At 69.3% G+C, this 14,436-nt stretch carries 13 protein-coding genes; 4 read left to right on the forward strand and 9 right to left on the reverse strand.

The window, feature by feature from the left end; all coding sequences use genetic code 11:
- Positions 1–30 precede the first annotated feature (30 nt).
- The gene (locus ACQG3P_RS00140) at positions 31–2,295 is read left to right on the forward strand and encodes a patatin-like phospholipase family protein (protein ID WP_426803795.1); all 2,265 of its coding nucleotides are present in this window, start codon (positions 31–33) and stop codon (positions 2,293–2,295) included.
- Between the two features lie 24 nt (positions 2,296–2,319).
- Here ACQG3P_RS00140 and ACQG3P_RS00145 read toward each other — a convergent pair whose 3' ends face one another.
- From ACQG3P_RS00145 to ACQG3P_RS00180, 8 genes are all read right to left on the reverse strand, one after another.
- Complete coding sequence (locus ACQG3P_RS00145; protein ID WP_184123379.1) at positions 2,320–2,499, reverse strand: hypothetical protein; 180 nt, start codon at positions 2,497–2,499, stop codon at positions 2,320–2,322.
- The gene (locus tag ACQG3P_RS00150; RefSeq protein ID WP_426803796.1) at positions 2,496–3,134 is read right to left on the reverse strand and encodes a hypothetical protein; all 639 of its coding nucleotides are present in this window, start codon (positions 3,132–3,134) and stop codon (positions 2,496–2,498) included. Before ACQG3P_RS00150 ends, ACQG3P_RS00145 begins: the two co-directional genes overlap by 4 nt.
- Before the next feature lies 1 nt (position 3,135).
- Positions 3,136–3,945 carry a DUF2092 domain-containing protein gene (locus ACQG3P_RS00155; protein WP_426803797.1) on the reverse strand — a complete coding sequence of 270 codons (810 nt, stop codon included), beginning with the start codon at positions 3,943–3,945 and terminating at the stop codon, positions 3,136–3,138.
- A 123-nt stretch (positions 3,946–4,068) separates the two neighbouring features.
- Entirely contained in the window at positions 4,069–5,952 is a 1,884-nt protein-coding gene (locus tag ACQG3P_RS00160) for a DUF885 domain-containing protein (protein ID WP_426803798.1), read from the reverse strand.
- Positions 5,953–6,010: 58 nt separating this feature from the next.
- Positions 6,011–7,807 carry an FAD-binding protein gene (locus ACQG3P_RS00165; protein ID WP_426803799.1) on the reverse strand — a complete coding sequence of 599 codons (1,797 nt, stop codon included), beginning with the start codon at positions 7,805–7,807 and terminating at the stop codon, positions 6,011–6,013.
- Positions 7,808–7,940: 133 nt separating this feature from the next.
- Positions 7,941–8,780, reverse strand: coding sequence for a class I SAM-dependent methyltransferase (locus ACQG3P_RS00170; protein WP_426803800.1), 840 nt, complete (start codon positions 8,778–8,780; stop codon positions 7,941–7,943).
- 89 nt (positions 8,781–8,869) lie between these two features.
- Positions 8,870–10,216: an Nramp family divalent metal transporter gene (locus tag ACQG3P_RS00175; RefSeq protein WP_426803801.1), complete on the reverse strand. Its 1,347-nt coding sequence runs from the start codon at positions 10,214–10,216 to the stop codon at positions 8,870–8,872.
- A gap of 28 nt (positions 10,217–10,244) precedes the next feature.
- Entirely contained in the window at positions 10,245–11,192 is a 948-nt protein-coding gene (locus ACQG3P_RS00180) for a LysR substrate-binding domain-containing protein (RefSeq protein ID WP_426803802.1), read from the reverse strand.
- A gap of 165 nt (positions 11,193–11,357) precedes the next feature.
- Here ACQG3P_RS00180 and ACQG3P_RS00185 point away from each other — a divergent pair, with 165 nt between their 5' ends.
- A complete protein-coding gene (locus ACQG3P_RS00185; protein ID WP_426804024.1) occupies positions 11,358–12,482 on the forward strand; it encodes an MFS transporter in 1,125 nt (374 codons plus the stop codon).
- 17 nt (positions 12,483–12,499) lie between these two features.
- Here the strand turns inward: ACQG3P_RS00185 and ACQG3P_RS00190 are convergent, their stop codons facing one another.
- Positions 12,500–13,156 (reverse strand): response regulator, encoded by a 657-nt coding sequence (locus ACQG3P_RS00190; RefSeq protein WP_068852421.1) that lies wholly within the window; start codon positions 13,154–13,156, stop codon positions 12,500–12,502.
- 183 nt (positions 13,157–13,339) lie between these two features.
- Between ACQG3P_RS00190 and ACQG3P_RS00195 the strand changes: the two genes are divergently transcribed.
- Positions 13,340–13,996, forward strand: coding sequence for a hydrolase (locus ACQG3P_RS00195; RefSeq protein ID WP_093535780.1), 657 nt, complete (start codon positions 13,340–13,342; stop codon positions 13,994–13,996).
- 2 nt (positions 13,997–13,998) lie between these two features.
- Complete coding sequence (locus ACQG3P_RS00200; RefSeq protein ID WP_426803803.1) at positions 13,999–14,403, forward strand: DoxX family protein; 405 nt, start codon at positions 13,999–14,001, stop codon at positions 14,401–14,403.
- Positions 14,404–14,436: the final 33 nt, after the last annotated feature.

A 14,436-nucleotide genomic window follows, 5' to 3' on the forward strand; every position in this document is an offset into this window, starting at 1 on the left:
CGGCGCCGCGCACTTCCATCGAGGTGCCTCTTGGCGATTCCCACGCCTGCGGGCATGCGCCTGCTGCTGGCCTGCCTGCTGGCGCCGGGTGCATCGCTTGCCGCCGGGCCGGCCACGACGCTGGACGGCACGCAGTGCGGTCACCGCGACAGTGGCGACACGCGTCCCCGCATCGGCGTGGCGCTGGGCGGTGGCGGCGCACGCGGCATCGCCCATGTACGCATCCTGCGCCAGCTCGAGGCGCTGCATATTCCAGTGGACTGCATTGCAGGCACCAGCGCCGGCGCGCTGGTCGGTGCGCTGTATGCCTCCGGCAAAACGCCGGCGCAGATCGAGCAGGTGGTGCTGGATACGCAGTGGATGGCGATGTTCAGTGACACCCTGCCGCGTCGTGAGCGGTCGCTGCAGCGCAAGGCCGACGACTACCAGCAGCTGGCGCCGATCGGCATCGGCCTGGGCGGGCAGGGCAAACGGGTGCAGATCTCCGGCGGCGTGTCGCAGGGAGAGCGTCTGATCGCGCTGTTCGAGACCGCCACCGGCGGCAGCCGGGTCACCGGTGATTTCGACGACCTGTCCATTCCCTTCCGTGCGATCGCTACCGACCTCAACACCGGCGAGGCGGTGGTCCTGGACCACGGCAGCCTGCCGATGGCGATGCGCGCGAGCATGTCATTGCCTGGCATCTTCCGGCCCATCACCATCGACGGGCGCGTGCTGCTTGATGGCGGCGTGTCCAACCAGGTGCCCATCGACGTGGTGCGGGCGATGGGCGCCGACCGGGTGATCGCGGTGGACGTGGGCACGCCGCTCAGCGCGCTCGACCGTGACGCCAGCCTGGTGGACGTGATCGGGCAGCTCAGTGGCTTTTTGACCACGCGCAATGCCCAGCGCCAACTGGATACGCTGGGCCCGCAGGATCTGCTGATTGCACCCCAGCTTACCGGCAAGGTGGCCACCGGCGATTTCGACAAGGCGCCCGAAGCGCTGGCGATCGGTCAAGAGGCCGCTGACCAGGCGGCCCCGGCGCTGCGTGCCTTCTCGCAACCGGCGCCGGTCTACCAGCACTGGTACGCCACTCGCGAAACGCGCGCCGCGCCGTCGGCTCCGGCGCCCATCGCCTACATCGAGGTCCGCAACCACACCGGCTATGCCGATGAGCTGCTGTTGTCCTACCTGCCGGTGGAACTGGGCAAGCCGCTGGACAGCAAGGCCATGCAGGAAGGCGTGCTGCGTGCGTACGGCATGGATACCCTGGCCAGCATCAGCTATGAACAGGACCGCCGCGACGACGGCCAGGTCGGGGTGGTGATCACCGCGTATGAGAAGCCCAACGGCCCGATCTACCTGGAGGCCGGTTGGACCCTGAGCAACGACCTGGATGGCAACCACGAAAGCAACCTGCGCGCCGGCCTGCTGTTCGCGCCGCTGTCGCCGTATGGCGCCGAGGCGAGGGTGACCCTGCAGGTGGGCAGCGAACCGGCGATACGCGGGAGCTACTACCATCCCTTCGACGTGGGCAACCGCTACGCGTTCGAAGCGCTGGGCGGTTACGAAACACGCAGCTTCAACGTGTTTGATGCGGCGGGCAACAAGACCTCGCGCTACCGGGTCAGCCGCACCGGTGCGGGCGTGGACCTGGTGCGCAACGTGTCCAACGTGCTGTCGGTACGCGCCGGCATCGAGCGATACACCGGCAGTGCACGCATGGACATCGGCTCGCCCCGGGTGCCACGCACCGATTTCGACGACGGTGGGCTGACCGCCAGCGTCACCTACGACAACATCGACAGCCTGTACTTCCCGCGCGACGGCTTCCTGGTCAACCTGGGCACCTACCAGTCGCGGGAGGCCCTGGGTGCCGATACCCGCTTCGGCCAGATCGACCTGGATGCGGTGGGCGCGTTTCCGTTCGGACGCAGCGCGGTGCAGCTGGGCCTGCGCTACCACGTGACCTCCTCGGGCACCGCACCGGTACAGAGCCTCTATCGGTTGGGCGGGCGCTGGCGGCTGGCCGGGTTCCAGCACAACCAGCTGACCGGCCAGGACTATGCGCTGGGATTTGCCGGCTACACCTATGAACTGGGAAAGGTGCTGGGCCGGTCCGCGCAGGTCGGTGGCACGGTGGAGTATGGCAATGCCTGGCAGCGCCGTTCGGACATGTCGATCAGCGATGGCATCTGGAACGGCAGCCTGTTCCTGGGCTTCGATTCGTGGATCGGGCCGCTGATCTTCGGCCTGGGCATGCGCGAAGGCGGCGACCGGGTGGTGTTCATCGAGTTGGGGCAATCGCTGTAGCGCATCCCGGTAGCGCCGAAGGCGTTACAGCACCTGCGACAGGATTACGGCCAATGCGCCGATCCAGCACACCAGCACGAACCAGGCCAGCACTGCGTTGGCGGTGATGCCGCGCTTGCGCACCAGCAGGCTCACCACCAACGCGGCCACCAGCGGCACCAGGAACAGGGCCAGGAACCAGATCCAGGGGTGCTGCAGCGTCATCGTGGCGCGTCCACCACGACGTACTGCACGGTGGTGCCCACGTAGCGCGGCTGGTACCAGCCATTGCTGCACTGCTGGTAGCCGATGCCGTCCACGACCACGGTGCTGCAGTCGACCGGCAGCGAGTACACCACCGAGCCGATCGCCGCGGCGGTCAGCGCGACCCCGGCGGTGACGGCGGCGGCATCCCAGAACGGGTGGTCCCAGTACGGCGGCGGCGGCGGCGGCGGCGGAGGCGGAGGCGGATACGGGCCGGGCCCGGGGTGTGGACCGGGTCCAGGATGGGGGCCGGGACCCGGGCCGGGACCGGGTCCAGGCCCAGGCCCAGGGCCGGGATGCGGTCCAGGACCCGGGCCAGGACCGGGGCCAGGGTGGGGGCCCGGTCCCGGGTGTGGGCCCGGTCCCGGTCCCGGCGCTGGACCCGGATGCGGGCCGGGCCCAGGATGCGGCGCGAAACCGCCGTGGCCGCCGCCGGCAAACCCGCCACCGAACCCGCCGTGGCTGGCGATGGACGGATGCGCGAAGCCGCGCAGCCCGGGGCGGGCCTGTGCGTCGGCGCTGGCCAGCAGGCCGGCAGTGGTGGTGCAGACCAGCGCAGCAAACAGCGCGGTGCGCAGCGAAGTCGTGGCAGCCATGTCAGAGCCCTCCCTTGTCGTCGGCATCGCCGGCCTGTTCCACCGGGACGAACGCGATCCGTGTGGCGCCGTCGGGGCGGAACACCAGCTCGTTGGCGGACACGGCACGGCGGGTGTCCCACTTCAGCGTGGCCTGGTAGTCGGGCAGGGCGGGATCGGCGTGGCTGGTGATCAACAGTTGCCGCGGCAGGTGGGTGGCATCGGAAATCCAGACCTGCCAGTCCACCCCGGGTTGGCGGAACGCGTAATGGCGGGTCGCTTCGCCGTCCACGCGTTCACTGCCCACGAACAGCGCCGACTCGATCACGTCGGTCGGAAAGCCCGGCGTTCCCCACAGGAACAGGTCCGCCAGCGGGAACTCAACGCCCAGCCGCGTTGCCGAATCGCTGAGCAGCGCCTGGCTGCTGCGGTCCAGGTTCTCCACCGTGGCGTAGTACTTCTGGCGCGGCGAATGAATGGTCAGCGTGTGACCGTCGTAGAACAGCTGGCGATGCTGGTGGTCGCTGCGGATTTCGACGAAGAAACGGTCCGGACCGAGCACTTTGTAGTCCACCGTGCCGGCCAGCGCGAGCTTCTGCCCGTCATCGAGCACGTAGTCGGTACGCGTGGTGGCGGCCAGCGTGAAGTGGGGCAGGGCGCGCAACGCCTTGCCCATGCGGGTCAGTGCGGCCACCGCCTCGGGGTCGACGGTGGCGGCAGCAGCCGTGGCAGCGGCCGCGCGCGGCGCCGGTGGGGCGCCGCTGGCCGACTGCCAGGGCAGCGGCGCGGCGAACAGCAGCGCAAGCAGCGGGCACGCAAGTGACTGACGCATGGTGCTCTCCTGTAGGGCGGAACCGGCCACGTGGCCATGCCCTCACTCTGCGCACCCGTACCGGGGCGGACAAGCGGAGTTACACCGAGGCGGCCTAGGTATTTCTACGCAGCCGCGCCCCGCTCATGGAGCGCGCCGGGGATCGCCACCGCCGCTGGCCACCCATGCATCCACCGCCTGCTCCACCACGGTCATCGGCAGCGCGCCGTTGCCCAGCACCAGGTCATGGAAGGCGCGGATGTCGAACCGATCGCCGAGCTGCTTCTGCGCCTTGGCGCGCAGCGCCAGCAGGCGCAGCTGGCCCATCTTGTAGGACGAGGCCTGGCCGGGCTGCACCAGGTAGCGGTTCACTTCGATGCGCACGTCCGAGGCCTTCATGCCGGTCTTCTGCTGCATGTAGGCGATGGCCTGTTCGGGGGTCCAGCGCTTGCGGTGCATGCCGGTATCAAGCACCAGCCGCACCGAGCGGAACATCTCGGCCTGCAGGCGGCCGATGTCGCCGGCCGGATCGTCCTTGTATACGCCGGCCTCGGCCATCAGCTGCTCGGCGTACAACGCCCAGCCTTCGGAGAAGGCGCTGGGGTTGAGGCTGCGGCGCAGCAACGGCAGGTCGGTCAGGGTCTGGCCGATCGAGATCTGGAAGTGATGCCCCGGCGCGCCCTCGTGGTAGGTGAGGGTGGGAATGCTCCAGCGCGTGTTGGACTCGATGTCGCCCAGGTTGATGTAGAACGTGCCGGGCCGCGAGCCGTCCATCGCCGGGGGATAGTAGTAACCGCCCGGGGAGGTGGCCTGCATGTGCGCGGGTACCGGCAGCACCACCAGCTTCTGTGGCGGCAGGTGGCCGAAGTAGGTGGGCAGCAGCGGATCCAGGTCGCGCAGCCGCTGTTCGATGTCGCCAAGCAGCTCCTTGCGACCGGCGTCGCTGTCGGCGTAGCGGTAGCGTGGGTCAGTGCGCATCTGCGTGATGCGTTCGGCCACGCTGCCCTCGCGCAGCCCGAGTTCGCGCAGGCGCGCATCCATGCTCTTTTCCAGGCGGGCCACTTCGTCCAGCCCGATCTGGTGGATGGCATCGGCGCCCAGGTCGGTGCTGGTGTACCAGCGCAGCGCGGCGTCGTAGTACGCATCGCCGTGCGGCAAGGCCCACATGCCCTTGTTGCCGGGGTGCGTGGCCTGCAGTGCCTGCACGCGGTCGAGCAGGCGCTGGTAGCCGGGATTGACCGAATCGCGCACCGCCACCGTGGCCTGCTCGATCAGTGCCGCGCGCTCGGCAGCGGGAACGGCGGGCAGCGCGTCCAGCTTGCGCCGAAGCGAGGCCACCCAAAGGCTGTCCTTCGGCGCGGGTGCCAGCAGGGTGCGGAACTGGTTCGCGGCGCCGGTCAAGGCCACCTCCGGCGGCACCACGCCCTGCGCGGCCTGCAGGTCCAGGTTGGCGCGCACCTGGTCAAGTTTGGTGCCCATCGCGCTCAGGCGCGCGATGTAGGTGCGTGCGCTGCGGACGTCGGTCACGGCATGCTGGTTGTCGAAGAACTGCGGCAGGTTCACCGGCAGGCTGAACAACTGGTCCACCGCGTAGGTGCTGCCGCCGACCGGCAGCCAGGCGGCCGACCACGGCACCGCCATCAGGTCGATCTGCGCCTGGTAGAACCAGCGTGCCAGCCCATCGCTGAGCTGTTGCTGCGGATCCAGCGGCGCGCCCTTCCAGGCTTTTATCGCCGCCAGGTTGTCGGCCAGCAGGCGTCGGTTGACCTCACGCTGGGCCAGCGAGACGTCGGTGAGCCGGTCGGAGGTGTCGTCGGCGCCATCGCCGCTGATCCCAAGCAGGGTTTTCAGTTCGGGATCGGCATTGATCGCGGCCATGGTCTGCGCATCGAGCAGTGCATTGAAGCTCTGCGCGTGCGGCACACCTGCAGTAGCGGGTGCAGCCTGTGCGGCGGCGGTGACCGGCAACAGCGCGGTGGCGATGGAGAGGCAGAGCAGGGCGGGGACGGCGAGCGTGAATGACGGCACGGGGCGGACTCCTGCAGCGGGCGGGTGCTCCGCAGCCTAAGCCAGTGCGGGCGCCGCGTCAGCTGCGCCGTTCGAAGCCATCGGCGCTCCAGTCCTCGCTGCCCACGCCGTGATGGATCACGAACAGGCCGTCCGGGTCATAGCGCCGCTTGGCCGCCAGCAGGCGCGGGTAATGCGGGCCCCAGAACGACCGCTGCCAGTCGCGCTGGAAGAAGTCGCACTCGGACACATAGGTCGGTGCACTCGGCAGCACCGCGTGCAGGGCGGCGTAGGAACGCCCGACCCGCGCTGCACCTTCGTTCGCGTCGGCCTCATCCACCGTTCCGCCACTGCCCGCGTACACCGGGCCACCGGCATTCCCGATCAGCGCCAGCGCGAAGGCATCCAGCACCGCCGGATGGGTCGCGGTGTCGCGGCTGGCGGCAAGGGCGTCGGCCGGGGCGCCAAACAGCCCCTTGTTGCAGTGCAGTTCGACCGGCATGTGCGCGGCCGCGCTGCAGATCGCTGCCGCCGCTGCATCGCGCTGTGCATCGCCGAGCAGCGCCGAGGGCATCCACGCCGACGCATAGCCATGCAGATACCAGCCCACCTGGCCCTGGTCGCCCTTCCAGAGCATGTGGGCAGGCGCGGCGCCCGGGCGGGTGTCCTCGGCGATCAGCGTCGGGGCATGCGTGCGGAAGAAGTCCGCGTCCCACATGTGCTGGGCGGGCAACGCCAGCGCCTGCAGGGGATCGATCACGGTGTATTGCGGACGCGCGGCCACCCACGCTTCAAACGGCGCCCACACCGCGGCGGCCTGTTCCTGGCTCAGCCCCTGGAACACCATCGACGCCCCGAAGGTGCGATGGCTGTCGAAGCGCAGCTGTTCGCCCCACTGCGGCGTGCACAAGGCATCGCGGCAGAAGCGCAGTACTTCGGCGGCCAGCGCCTGGAAGCTTTCGTCGCTGTCGGCGCGTACCTTCATCGACGCCCCGCCAAACGTGGCGGGCAGTACATGGGTGCGCAGGGTGATCCGGGTCACCACGCCAAAGCTGCCGGCGCAGCCGCCCTTCAGCGCCCAGAACAGTTCCGCATCCTGACTGGCGTTGACCACCCGCACACGGCCGTCGGCAGTGACCACTTCGGCTTCGAGCAGGCTGGCCGCTGCGGTGCCGAAGCCCTTGGAGAAGCTGCCGAAGCCGCCGCCGGTGACCAGCCCGGTCACGCCCACCGAGGTGCAGCCACCGCCCTGGACGTAGCGGCCGCCGCGCGTGGTGACCGCATCGTAGGCATCGATCCACATCGCCCCGGCGCCAAGGCTGACCGCCGGTTGCGCGGCGGTACCGGCGGGCGCGCCCTGCGCGACGAAGGCATCGTGCAGTTCCACCGCGTTCATGGCGCGGGTCCAGACCAGCAGCGAATCCGGCGCGCAGGAGGTGCCGTGGTAGCTGTGCCCACCGCCCTTGACCACCAGCCGCAGCCGGTGCCGCCGCGCGAAATCGACCGCCGCCGCCACATCGGCGCTGTTGGCGGCGGCTACCACCCGCGCGCTGGGCCGCGACAGCCAGGCCCCGTGGTAGCCACTGGTCTGGGTCAACGCAGGCTGGTCGCCGATGAAGAACGGGTTCTGGATCTGCGCCAGTGCCTCGGCGCGGGTGGCGGCATCGCCGAGGAAGGGCGACACCGGGATCGACAGCCGTCCACCGACGGCGTTCGAGAGCTGGTCCCATTCGCTGCTAGACGGCCACCCGGCGGTACCGGGACGGACACGGGCGAGTGCATTCCGTGACCCGGTTGAATTGCCTGCGGCCGCTTTTTGAACCAGCGGGAGCAAGGGCAGGGCAAGGCCGGCTTTCAGGCAGTCACGACGTTTCATGGCAGTCACAGGCAAGGGGTGATGAACCCAGCATGTGCCCGTCAACCCTTGCTGTCATTGGCGTGGGGCCGAATGACGGTCACCCGGGACGAATGGCGGCCGGGGGGTGACGTGGGTCTTGGCCGCTTCGCGTTCACGCGGCCCGGATCGACCAGCACGCGGCGGTGAACACCACCCGATCACCCCGCACGAACGGTGCGAACGCGTCGACCACGGTCGACAGCACCCCCTGCCGGACGTCCGGATCCAGCCCTTCGGCGCGCAGTGCCTGTCCGACCGGTCCCAGCAACGACACGTAGGTCGGCAAGGCGTCGCGGGCGATGCTGCATTCCACGTCGAGCGGGGCGATGTCGATGTGATCCCAACTACTGTCATCCAGAATCTTCCGCACGACGCCTGCATCGGCAAACGCAAACTGTCCCGGCCCACCTTCGGCCCGCGCCGGCAGGGTCAGCAGCGACGCTGCCGCGCGCTCGGCGGTGGTCATGAACGGATTATCGGCCGGACTGCGCCAGGCAATGGCATGCAGGCGGCCACCACGCCGAAGCGCCTGCCGCAGGTTGCCGAACGCGCGCACCGGATCATCGAAGAACATCACCCCGAAGCGCGACACGATGCGGTCCAGGCTGGCGGGGGCAAAGGGATGCTGCTGGGCATCGCCCACGGCGAAATCGATGGCTTTGCCCGCCGCCAGTGCCCGCTCGCGCGCCACGGCGATCATCGGCGCGGAAATATCCACCCCGCTGCAGCGGCCCTGCGGACCCAGCCGATCGGCAATGGCCAGGCAGATCGCCCCGGTGCCGCAGCCGACGTCCAGCACGCGCGCATCGGGCTCGGCGGCAATGGGATCGGCAAGAACCGGCTCGAAGCCGGCGAACATGCCGTCGAGCAGGGACTGCGCCTGTACCCAGGCATCGCCGGCCGGGCCGTTCCAGAGGTCGTGCTGCGAAGGCGGGGATGCGGCGTGGGGCATGTTGGGGACACCGGGAGGATTCCGCACACTGTGCCACCTCAACCGTGATTGAGGTCAAGCGCCGGGCAGGGCCTGCGCATCACCCCGGATCACCCCATCAACGTCCCGGCCAACAGCTTCACGTTGAGCACCACGATCACCGCGGCAATCACCCAGGCCAGCGTCAACAACCAGCGCGGCGCGACCAGCGTGCCCATCCGTGCCTTGTCACCGACGAACATCACCAGCGGAATCACCGCGAACGGCAGCTGCATCGACAACACCACCTGGCTCAGCACCAGCAGCCGCGCCGTTCCCTGTTCGCCATAGATCGCGGTGACGATCACCACCGGCACGATGGCGATGCCACGGGTCAGCAGGCGGCGCGCCCAGGGCGCGATGCGCAGGCGCAGGAAGCCCTCCATCACGATCTGCCCGGCCAGGGTGGCGGTCACCGTGGAGTTGATGCCCGAGGCGAGCAGCGCCACCGCGAACAAGGTCGATGCCAGCCCGACTCCCAGCATCGGCGCCAGCAGCTCATGGGCCTGTTCGATCTCCTGCACATCGGTGCGCCCGTTGGCATGGAACACCGCCGCGGCCAGGATCAGGATCGAGGCATTGATGAACAATGCCAGCATCAAGGCGATGGTGCTGTCGGTCACCGCCCAGCGCAGCGCGCTGCGCCGGCCGCTGTCGGTGCGCGGGTAGGCGCGGGTCTGCACGATGGACGAATGCAGGTACAGGTTGTGCGGCATCACCGTGGCCCCGATGATGCCGATGGCCAGGTACAGCGCATGCGGGTTGGTGACCACCTCCGCGCGCGGGATGAACCCGCCCAGCACCGCCTGCAGCGGCGGCGCGGCCAGCGCGATCTGCACCGCGAAGCAGGCGAAGATCACCAGCAGCAGGGCAATCACGAACGCTTCCAGCGCGCGGAAGCCACGGTGCATCAGCCACAGCACCAGCACCACGTCCACGGCGGTGATGATCGCCCCCATCATCAGCGGCAGCCCGAACAGCAGCTTGAGCGCGATGGCGGTACCGATCACCTCGGCCAGGTCGCAGGCGATGATCGCGATCTCGCACAGCACCCACAGGCACAGGTTCACCGGTCTGGAGAAATGGTCGCGGCAGGCCTGCGCCAGATCGCGCCCGGTGGCGATGCCCAGCCGTGCCGACAGCCCCTGCAGCACGATGGCCATCAGATTGGAGAGCAGGATCACCGACAGCAGCAGGTAGCCGAACTGCGCGCCACCGGCGATATCGGTGGCCCAGTTGCCCGGGTCCATGTAACCCACCGACACCATGTAGCCGGGGCCCAGGAAGGCCAGCAGCCGGAACCACCAGTGGCCGCCCCTGGGCACGGCCACGCTGGCGTGCATCTCGCCCAGGCTGGGGCGATCGCCGGTGGCCTGCGGCCATGCGCTGGTGGTCGGGGAGGTGGAGTCCGCGCTCATGCGAGCGAATATAGCAGAGGCTATGTTATCAAGGTGATGGCATCGGCCACGAACGCATGCCATGGGTATGCGGCAGGCTGGCCTTCATGGCATCGATGAAGGCGCGCAGCCGCGAGGGCATCTGGCGCGCGGCCGGGTAGACCAGATGCACCGGCAACGGCGGCGCCTCCCAGCCGGGCACCAGCTGCACCAGCCGGCCGTCGCGCAGGTCATCGCCCACCAGCCACGCCGACACCACCGCCGCGCCCAGTCCGGACACCGCCGCGCGGCGCGCCACGAACAGGTTGTCGGTGAGCAGGCGCGGCTGGATGTCCACCCGCAGCGCTGGACCGTCATCGGCCGGCAGCAGGGTGAAACGGTCGCGGTAGAAGGTGGTCAGGGCGATCCACGGCAGGCCGGGCAGCAGGGTCGGGTCGCGTGGGTCGGCCGCCGCCAGCAGCGAGGGCGCGGCGATGACGATGCGCGGCACTTCGGCCAGCGGAACCGCCACCAGTTGTGGTTCCTCCACGCGTCCCACCCGGATGGCGCAGTCGATCCCGTCGGCAATGAAGTCCACCGGCTGGTCTTCCAGCATCCACTCCAGCGTGACCTGGGGATGGCGTGCCATGAACTGCAGCATCGGTTCCAGCAGCTGGGCCTGGCCGAAGGCATGTGGCACCACCACCCGCAGGCGCCCGCGTGGCACGTCCACGTCACCACGCAGGTCGGCCTGGATCGCGTCCCAGTCGTCCACCAGGGCCCGGGCGTGCGCATAGCAGCGCTCGCCGTCTTCGGTCAGCGTCATCTGGTGGGTGGAACGCTTTATCAGGTGCAGGCCGAACAGCCGTTCCAGGGTCTGCAGGCGGCGGCTGACGGTGGGCTGGGTGGTGCCCAGCTGTACGGCGGCGGCAGACAGGCTGCCGCTTTCGACGATGCGGACAAACGTGGCCAGCAGGTCGATACGGTCCGCACCGGGTGCCGCGGAGGGGGTGCTCATACAACCTTCGTATGATGGATATGTACCGAAGCCTACTACACGCCTTCTCGTTCAAGGAGGATGCTGGCGCCACTTTCTTAAGGCGTGGAGTGGCTCATGTCCAGCGTGCATATTCCGGCGGTCGCCGTCCCCCGGCCTGCGGTGCCGTCGCGGCTGATCGTCGCGATGGCGGCGGGGGCCGGGTTTTCGGTGGCCTCGATCTACTACAGCCAGCCCATGCTGGGCGTCATCGCCAGCGGGCTGGGCAGCGATGCGCAGTCCACGGGCATGGTCCCGACCCTGACCCAGCTGGGTTACGCGTTGGGCATCCTGCTGCTGGCGCCGCTGGGCGACCGCGTCGACCGCCGCCAGCTGATCCTGCTCAAGTCGCTGGTGCTGGCCGCCGCGCTGGCCGGCGCCGCGCTGTCGGGCAGCCTGCCGACGCTGCTGCTGGCCAGCCTGCTGATCGGGTTGATGGCCACCGTTGCCCAGGACGTGGTGCCCTCGGCGGCGATGCTGGCACCGGAAGCGGAACGCGGCGCGGTGGTGGGCAAGGTGATGACCGGGCTGCTGCTGGGCATCCTGCTGTCACGCGTGGCCAGCGGGCTGGTCGCCGAGGCACTGGGCTGGCGGGCGATGTTCGGTATTGCCGCCGGCTCGGTGGTGGTGATGGCGCTGGTACTGGCGCGCGAGCTGCCGCACCTGGCACCGACCACGTCGTTGCGGTATCCGGCGTTGCTGCGTTCGCTGGCCCACCTGTGGCGTGGACAGCCGCAGCTGCGCCGTGCGGTGTTCGCGCAGGGGCTGCTGGCGGTGGGCTTCAGTGCGTTCTGGTCGACGTTGGCGGTCATGCTGCACGACCGCTACCAGCTGGGCAGTGCGGTGGCCGGTGCCTTCGGCATTGCCGGTGCAGCCGGTGCGCTGGCGGCGCCGCTGGCCGGGCGCTGGGCCGACCGGCTGGGCAGCCACGCCGTGGCGCGCATCGCGATCGGGATTGCGCTGCTGGGCTTTGCGATGCTGCTGCTGGACGCGTGGTTGCCGCGGGTGGCCATCGTGCCGTTGCTGGCCATCAGTGCGGTGGTGTTCGACTTCGGCTTCCAGGCCGCGTTGGTCTCGCACCAGACGCTGGTCTATGGGCTGGCGCCGGAAGCGCGCAGCCGGCTCAATGCGCTGCTGTTCACCGGGGTATTCCTGGGCATGGCGGCCGGTGGTGCGCTGGGCGCGGTGGTGCTGGCGCACTTCGGGTGGGCGGGCGTGGCGACGCTGGCAACCGTGTCGGCAGGCGCCGCCCTGCTGGTCCGCATGCGCTGAGGCCGCAGTTGCCGGCCCTAGCGGTCGTGGGTGGCGTCGTCCAGGCTGATGATGCCGCGCTTGAGGGCCAGGGTGACCGCGTGGGTGCGGTCGCGGGCCCCGAGCTTTTCCATGATGTTCTTCATGTGCGCCTTCACCGTCTGTTCGGAGATGCGCATCTGTTCGCCGATGCCCTTGTTCGAGCGACCGCTGGCGACGTGGCCCAGCACTTCGGTTTCGCGGGGGGACAGGCTGTCCTCCACCACGTGCGCGGCGATGCTGGCGGCCAGGGTGGCCGGAATGCCGGCGCGGCGGCCGCTGTGCACGGTGCGGATGGTGTCCACCAGTTCGTGGCGCAGCATGTCCTTGAGCAGGTAGCCGCTGGCCCCGGCCTGCAGCGCACGCACCGCCCGCACATCGCCGCGGTAGGTGGTGAGCACGATGATGCGCGCGCGCGGGTCATGGTGGCGGATGCGGGTGATCGCTTCCACGCCGTCCACGCCGGGCAGCTGCAAGTCCATCAGCACCACGTCCGGGTGCAGGGCCAGGTACTGGGCCACGGCCTCCTCGCCATCGGCGGCTTCCCCGAGCAGGCGCATGTCCGGCTGCATGTCCAGCAGGGCAGCCAGGCCATCGCGCAGCAGGGGATGGTCGTCGACCACCAGGATGCCGATCGACGGGGAGGAAGGGGTCATGCGGAATCTCCAGGGTGCGCCGCCAGCGCCAGGGAAGGATTGTCGCAGGCGCGGGGCCGGCCACGCCCCCTCTTTCGGGTGAGCGCCTCCCCCAAAAGAGTAGCTGCGTTCACCACCCAAGGGGGGTAGGGCAACCGGGCCGCGGCCGCCACCATGGCCTTACCCGCCCACCAAGGATTTCCCATGACCACCGCCACCGCCGTTCCCGGCGCCTCGCTGCTGTCGCCTGCCGATCACGCCCTGGTGCTGATCGACTTCCAGTCGCAGATGGCGTTCGCCACGCGCACCATCGATGTCGCCGCGCTGCGCAACAACGTCGCGCTGATCGCCAAGGGCGCGGCAGGTTTCAAGGTGCCGGTGGTGCTGACCACCGTGGCCGAGAAGTCGTTCTCCGGCCCGATGTTTCCGGAGATCGCGCCGATTTTCCCCGGCCAGAAGGTGTTCGACCGCACCTCGATGAACTGCTGGGAAGACCAGGCGGTGATCGATGAGATCAACCGCATCGGCAAGCAGCGCGTGGTCATCGCCGGCCTGTGGACCAGCGTCTGCATCGTCGGGCCGGCGCTGTCGGCGATCGACCAGGGCTTCGAGGTGTATGTGATCACCGATGCCTGCGGCGATGTCAGCGACGAAGCGCACGAGCGTGCGGTCACCCGCATGGTCCAGGCCGGCGCGGTGCCGCTTACCTCGGTGCAGTACCTGCTGGAACTGCAGCGCGACTGGGGCCGCAGCGCCACCTACGACCTCACCACCGGCATCGCCCGCGAACACGCCGGCGGCTATGGCCTGGGCATCCAGTACGCCAAGAGCATGTTCGGCGCACAGGAAGGCGGCCACTGAGCATGGGCGGCGCCACCGGCCTGGATGTGGGGCTGCTGGTGCTGCGGCTGGCGGCAGGAGGTTTCCTGCTGCCGCACGCGCTGGGCAAGCTGTTCGGCTGGTTCGGGGGTCCCGGGCTGGCCGGTTTTGCCGAGGAACTGCGCGGGTACCACCTGCCGGCGCCGGCACCGGTGCCACTGCTTCTGGCGGTGGTACAGGTGCTTTCCGGCCTGGCCGTGCTGATCGGCTGGCAGGCCCGCCCGGCCGCCACGGTGGGTGCGCTGTTCCTGGGCATCACCGCCGTGCTGGCCCTGCCCAAGGGCTGGTTCTGGATGCGTGGCGGGATCGAGTATCCGTTGTTCTGGACACTGGCCCTATCGGCCATTGCCCTGGCTGGCCCCGGCGCCCTTGCGCTGCATTCGACGTGAGCGGAGTGTCCCCATGTCCCCTGATCCGCCCCT

The organism is Stenotrophomonas sp. SrG (assembly GCF_050031795.1).
In the GTDB taxonomy this organism is placed as follows: domain Bacteria; phylum Pseudomonadota; class Gammaproteobacteria; order Xanthomonadales; family Xanthomonadaceae; genus Stenotrophomonas; species Stenotrophomonas rhizophila_A.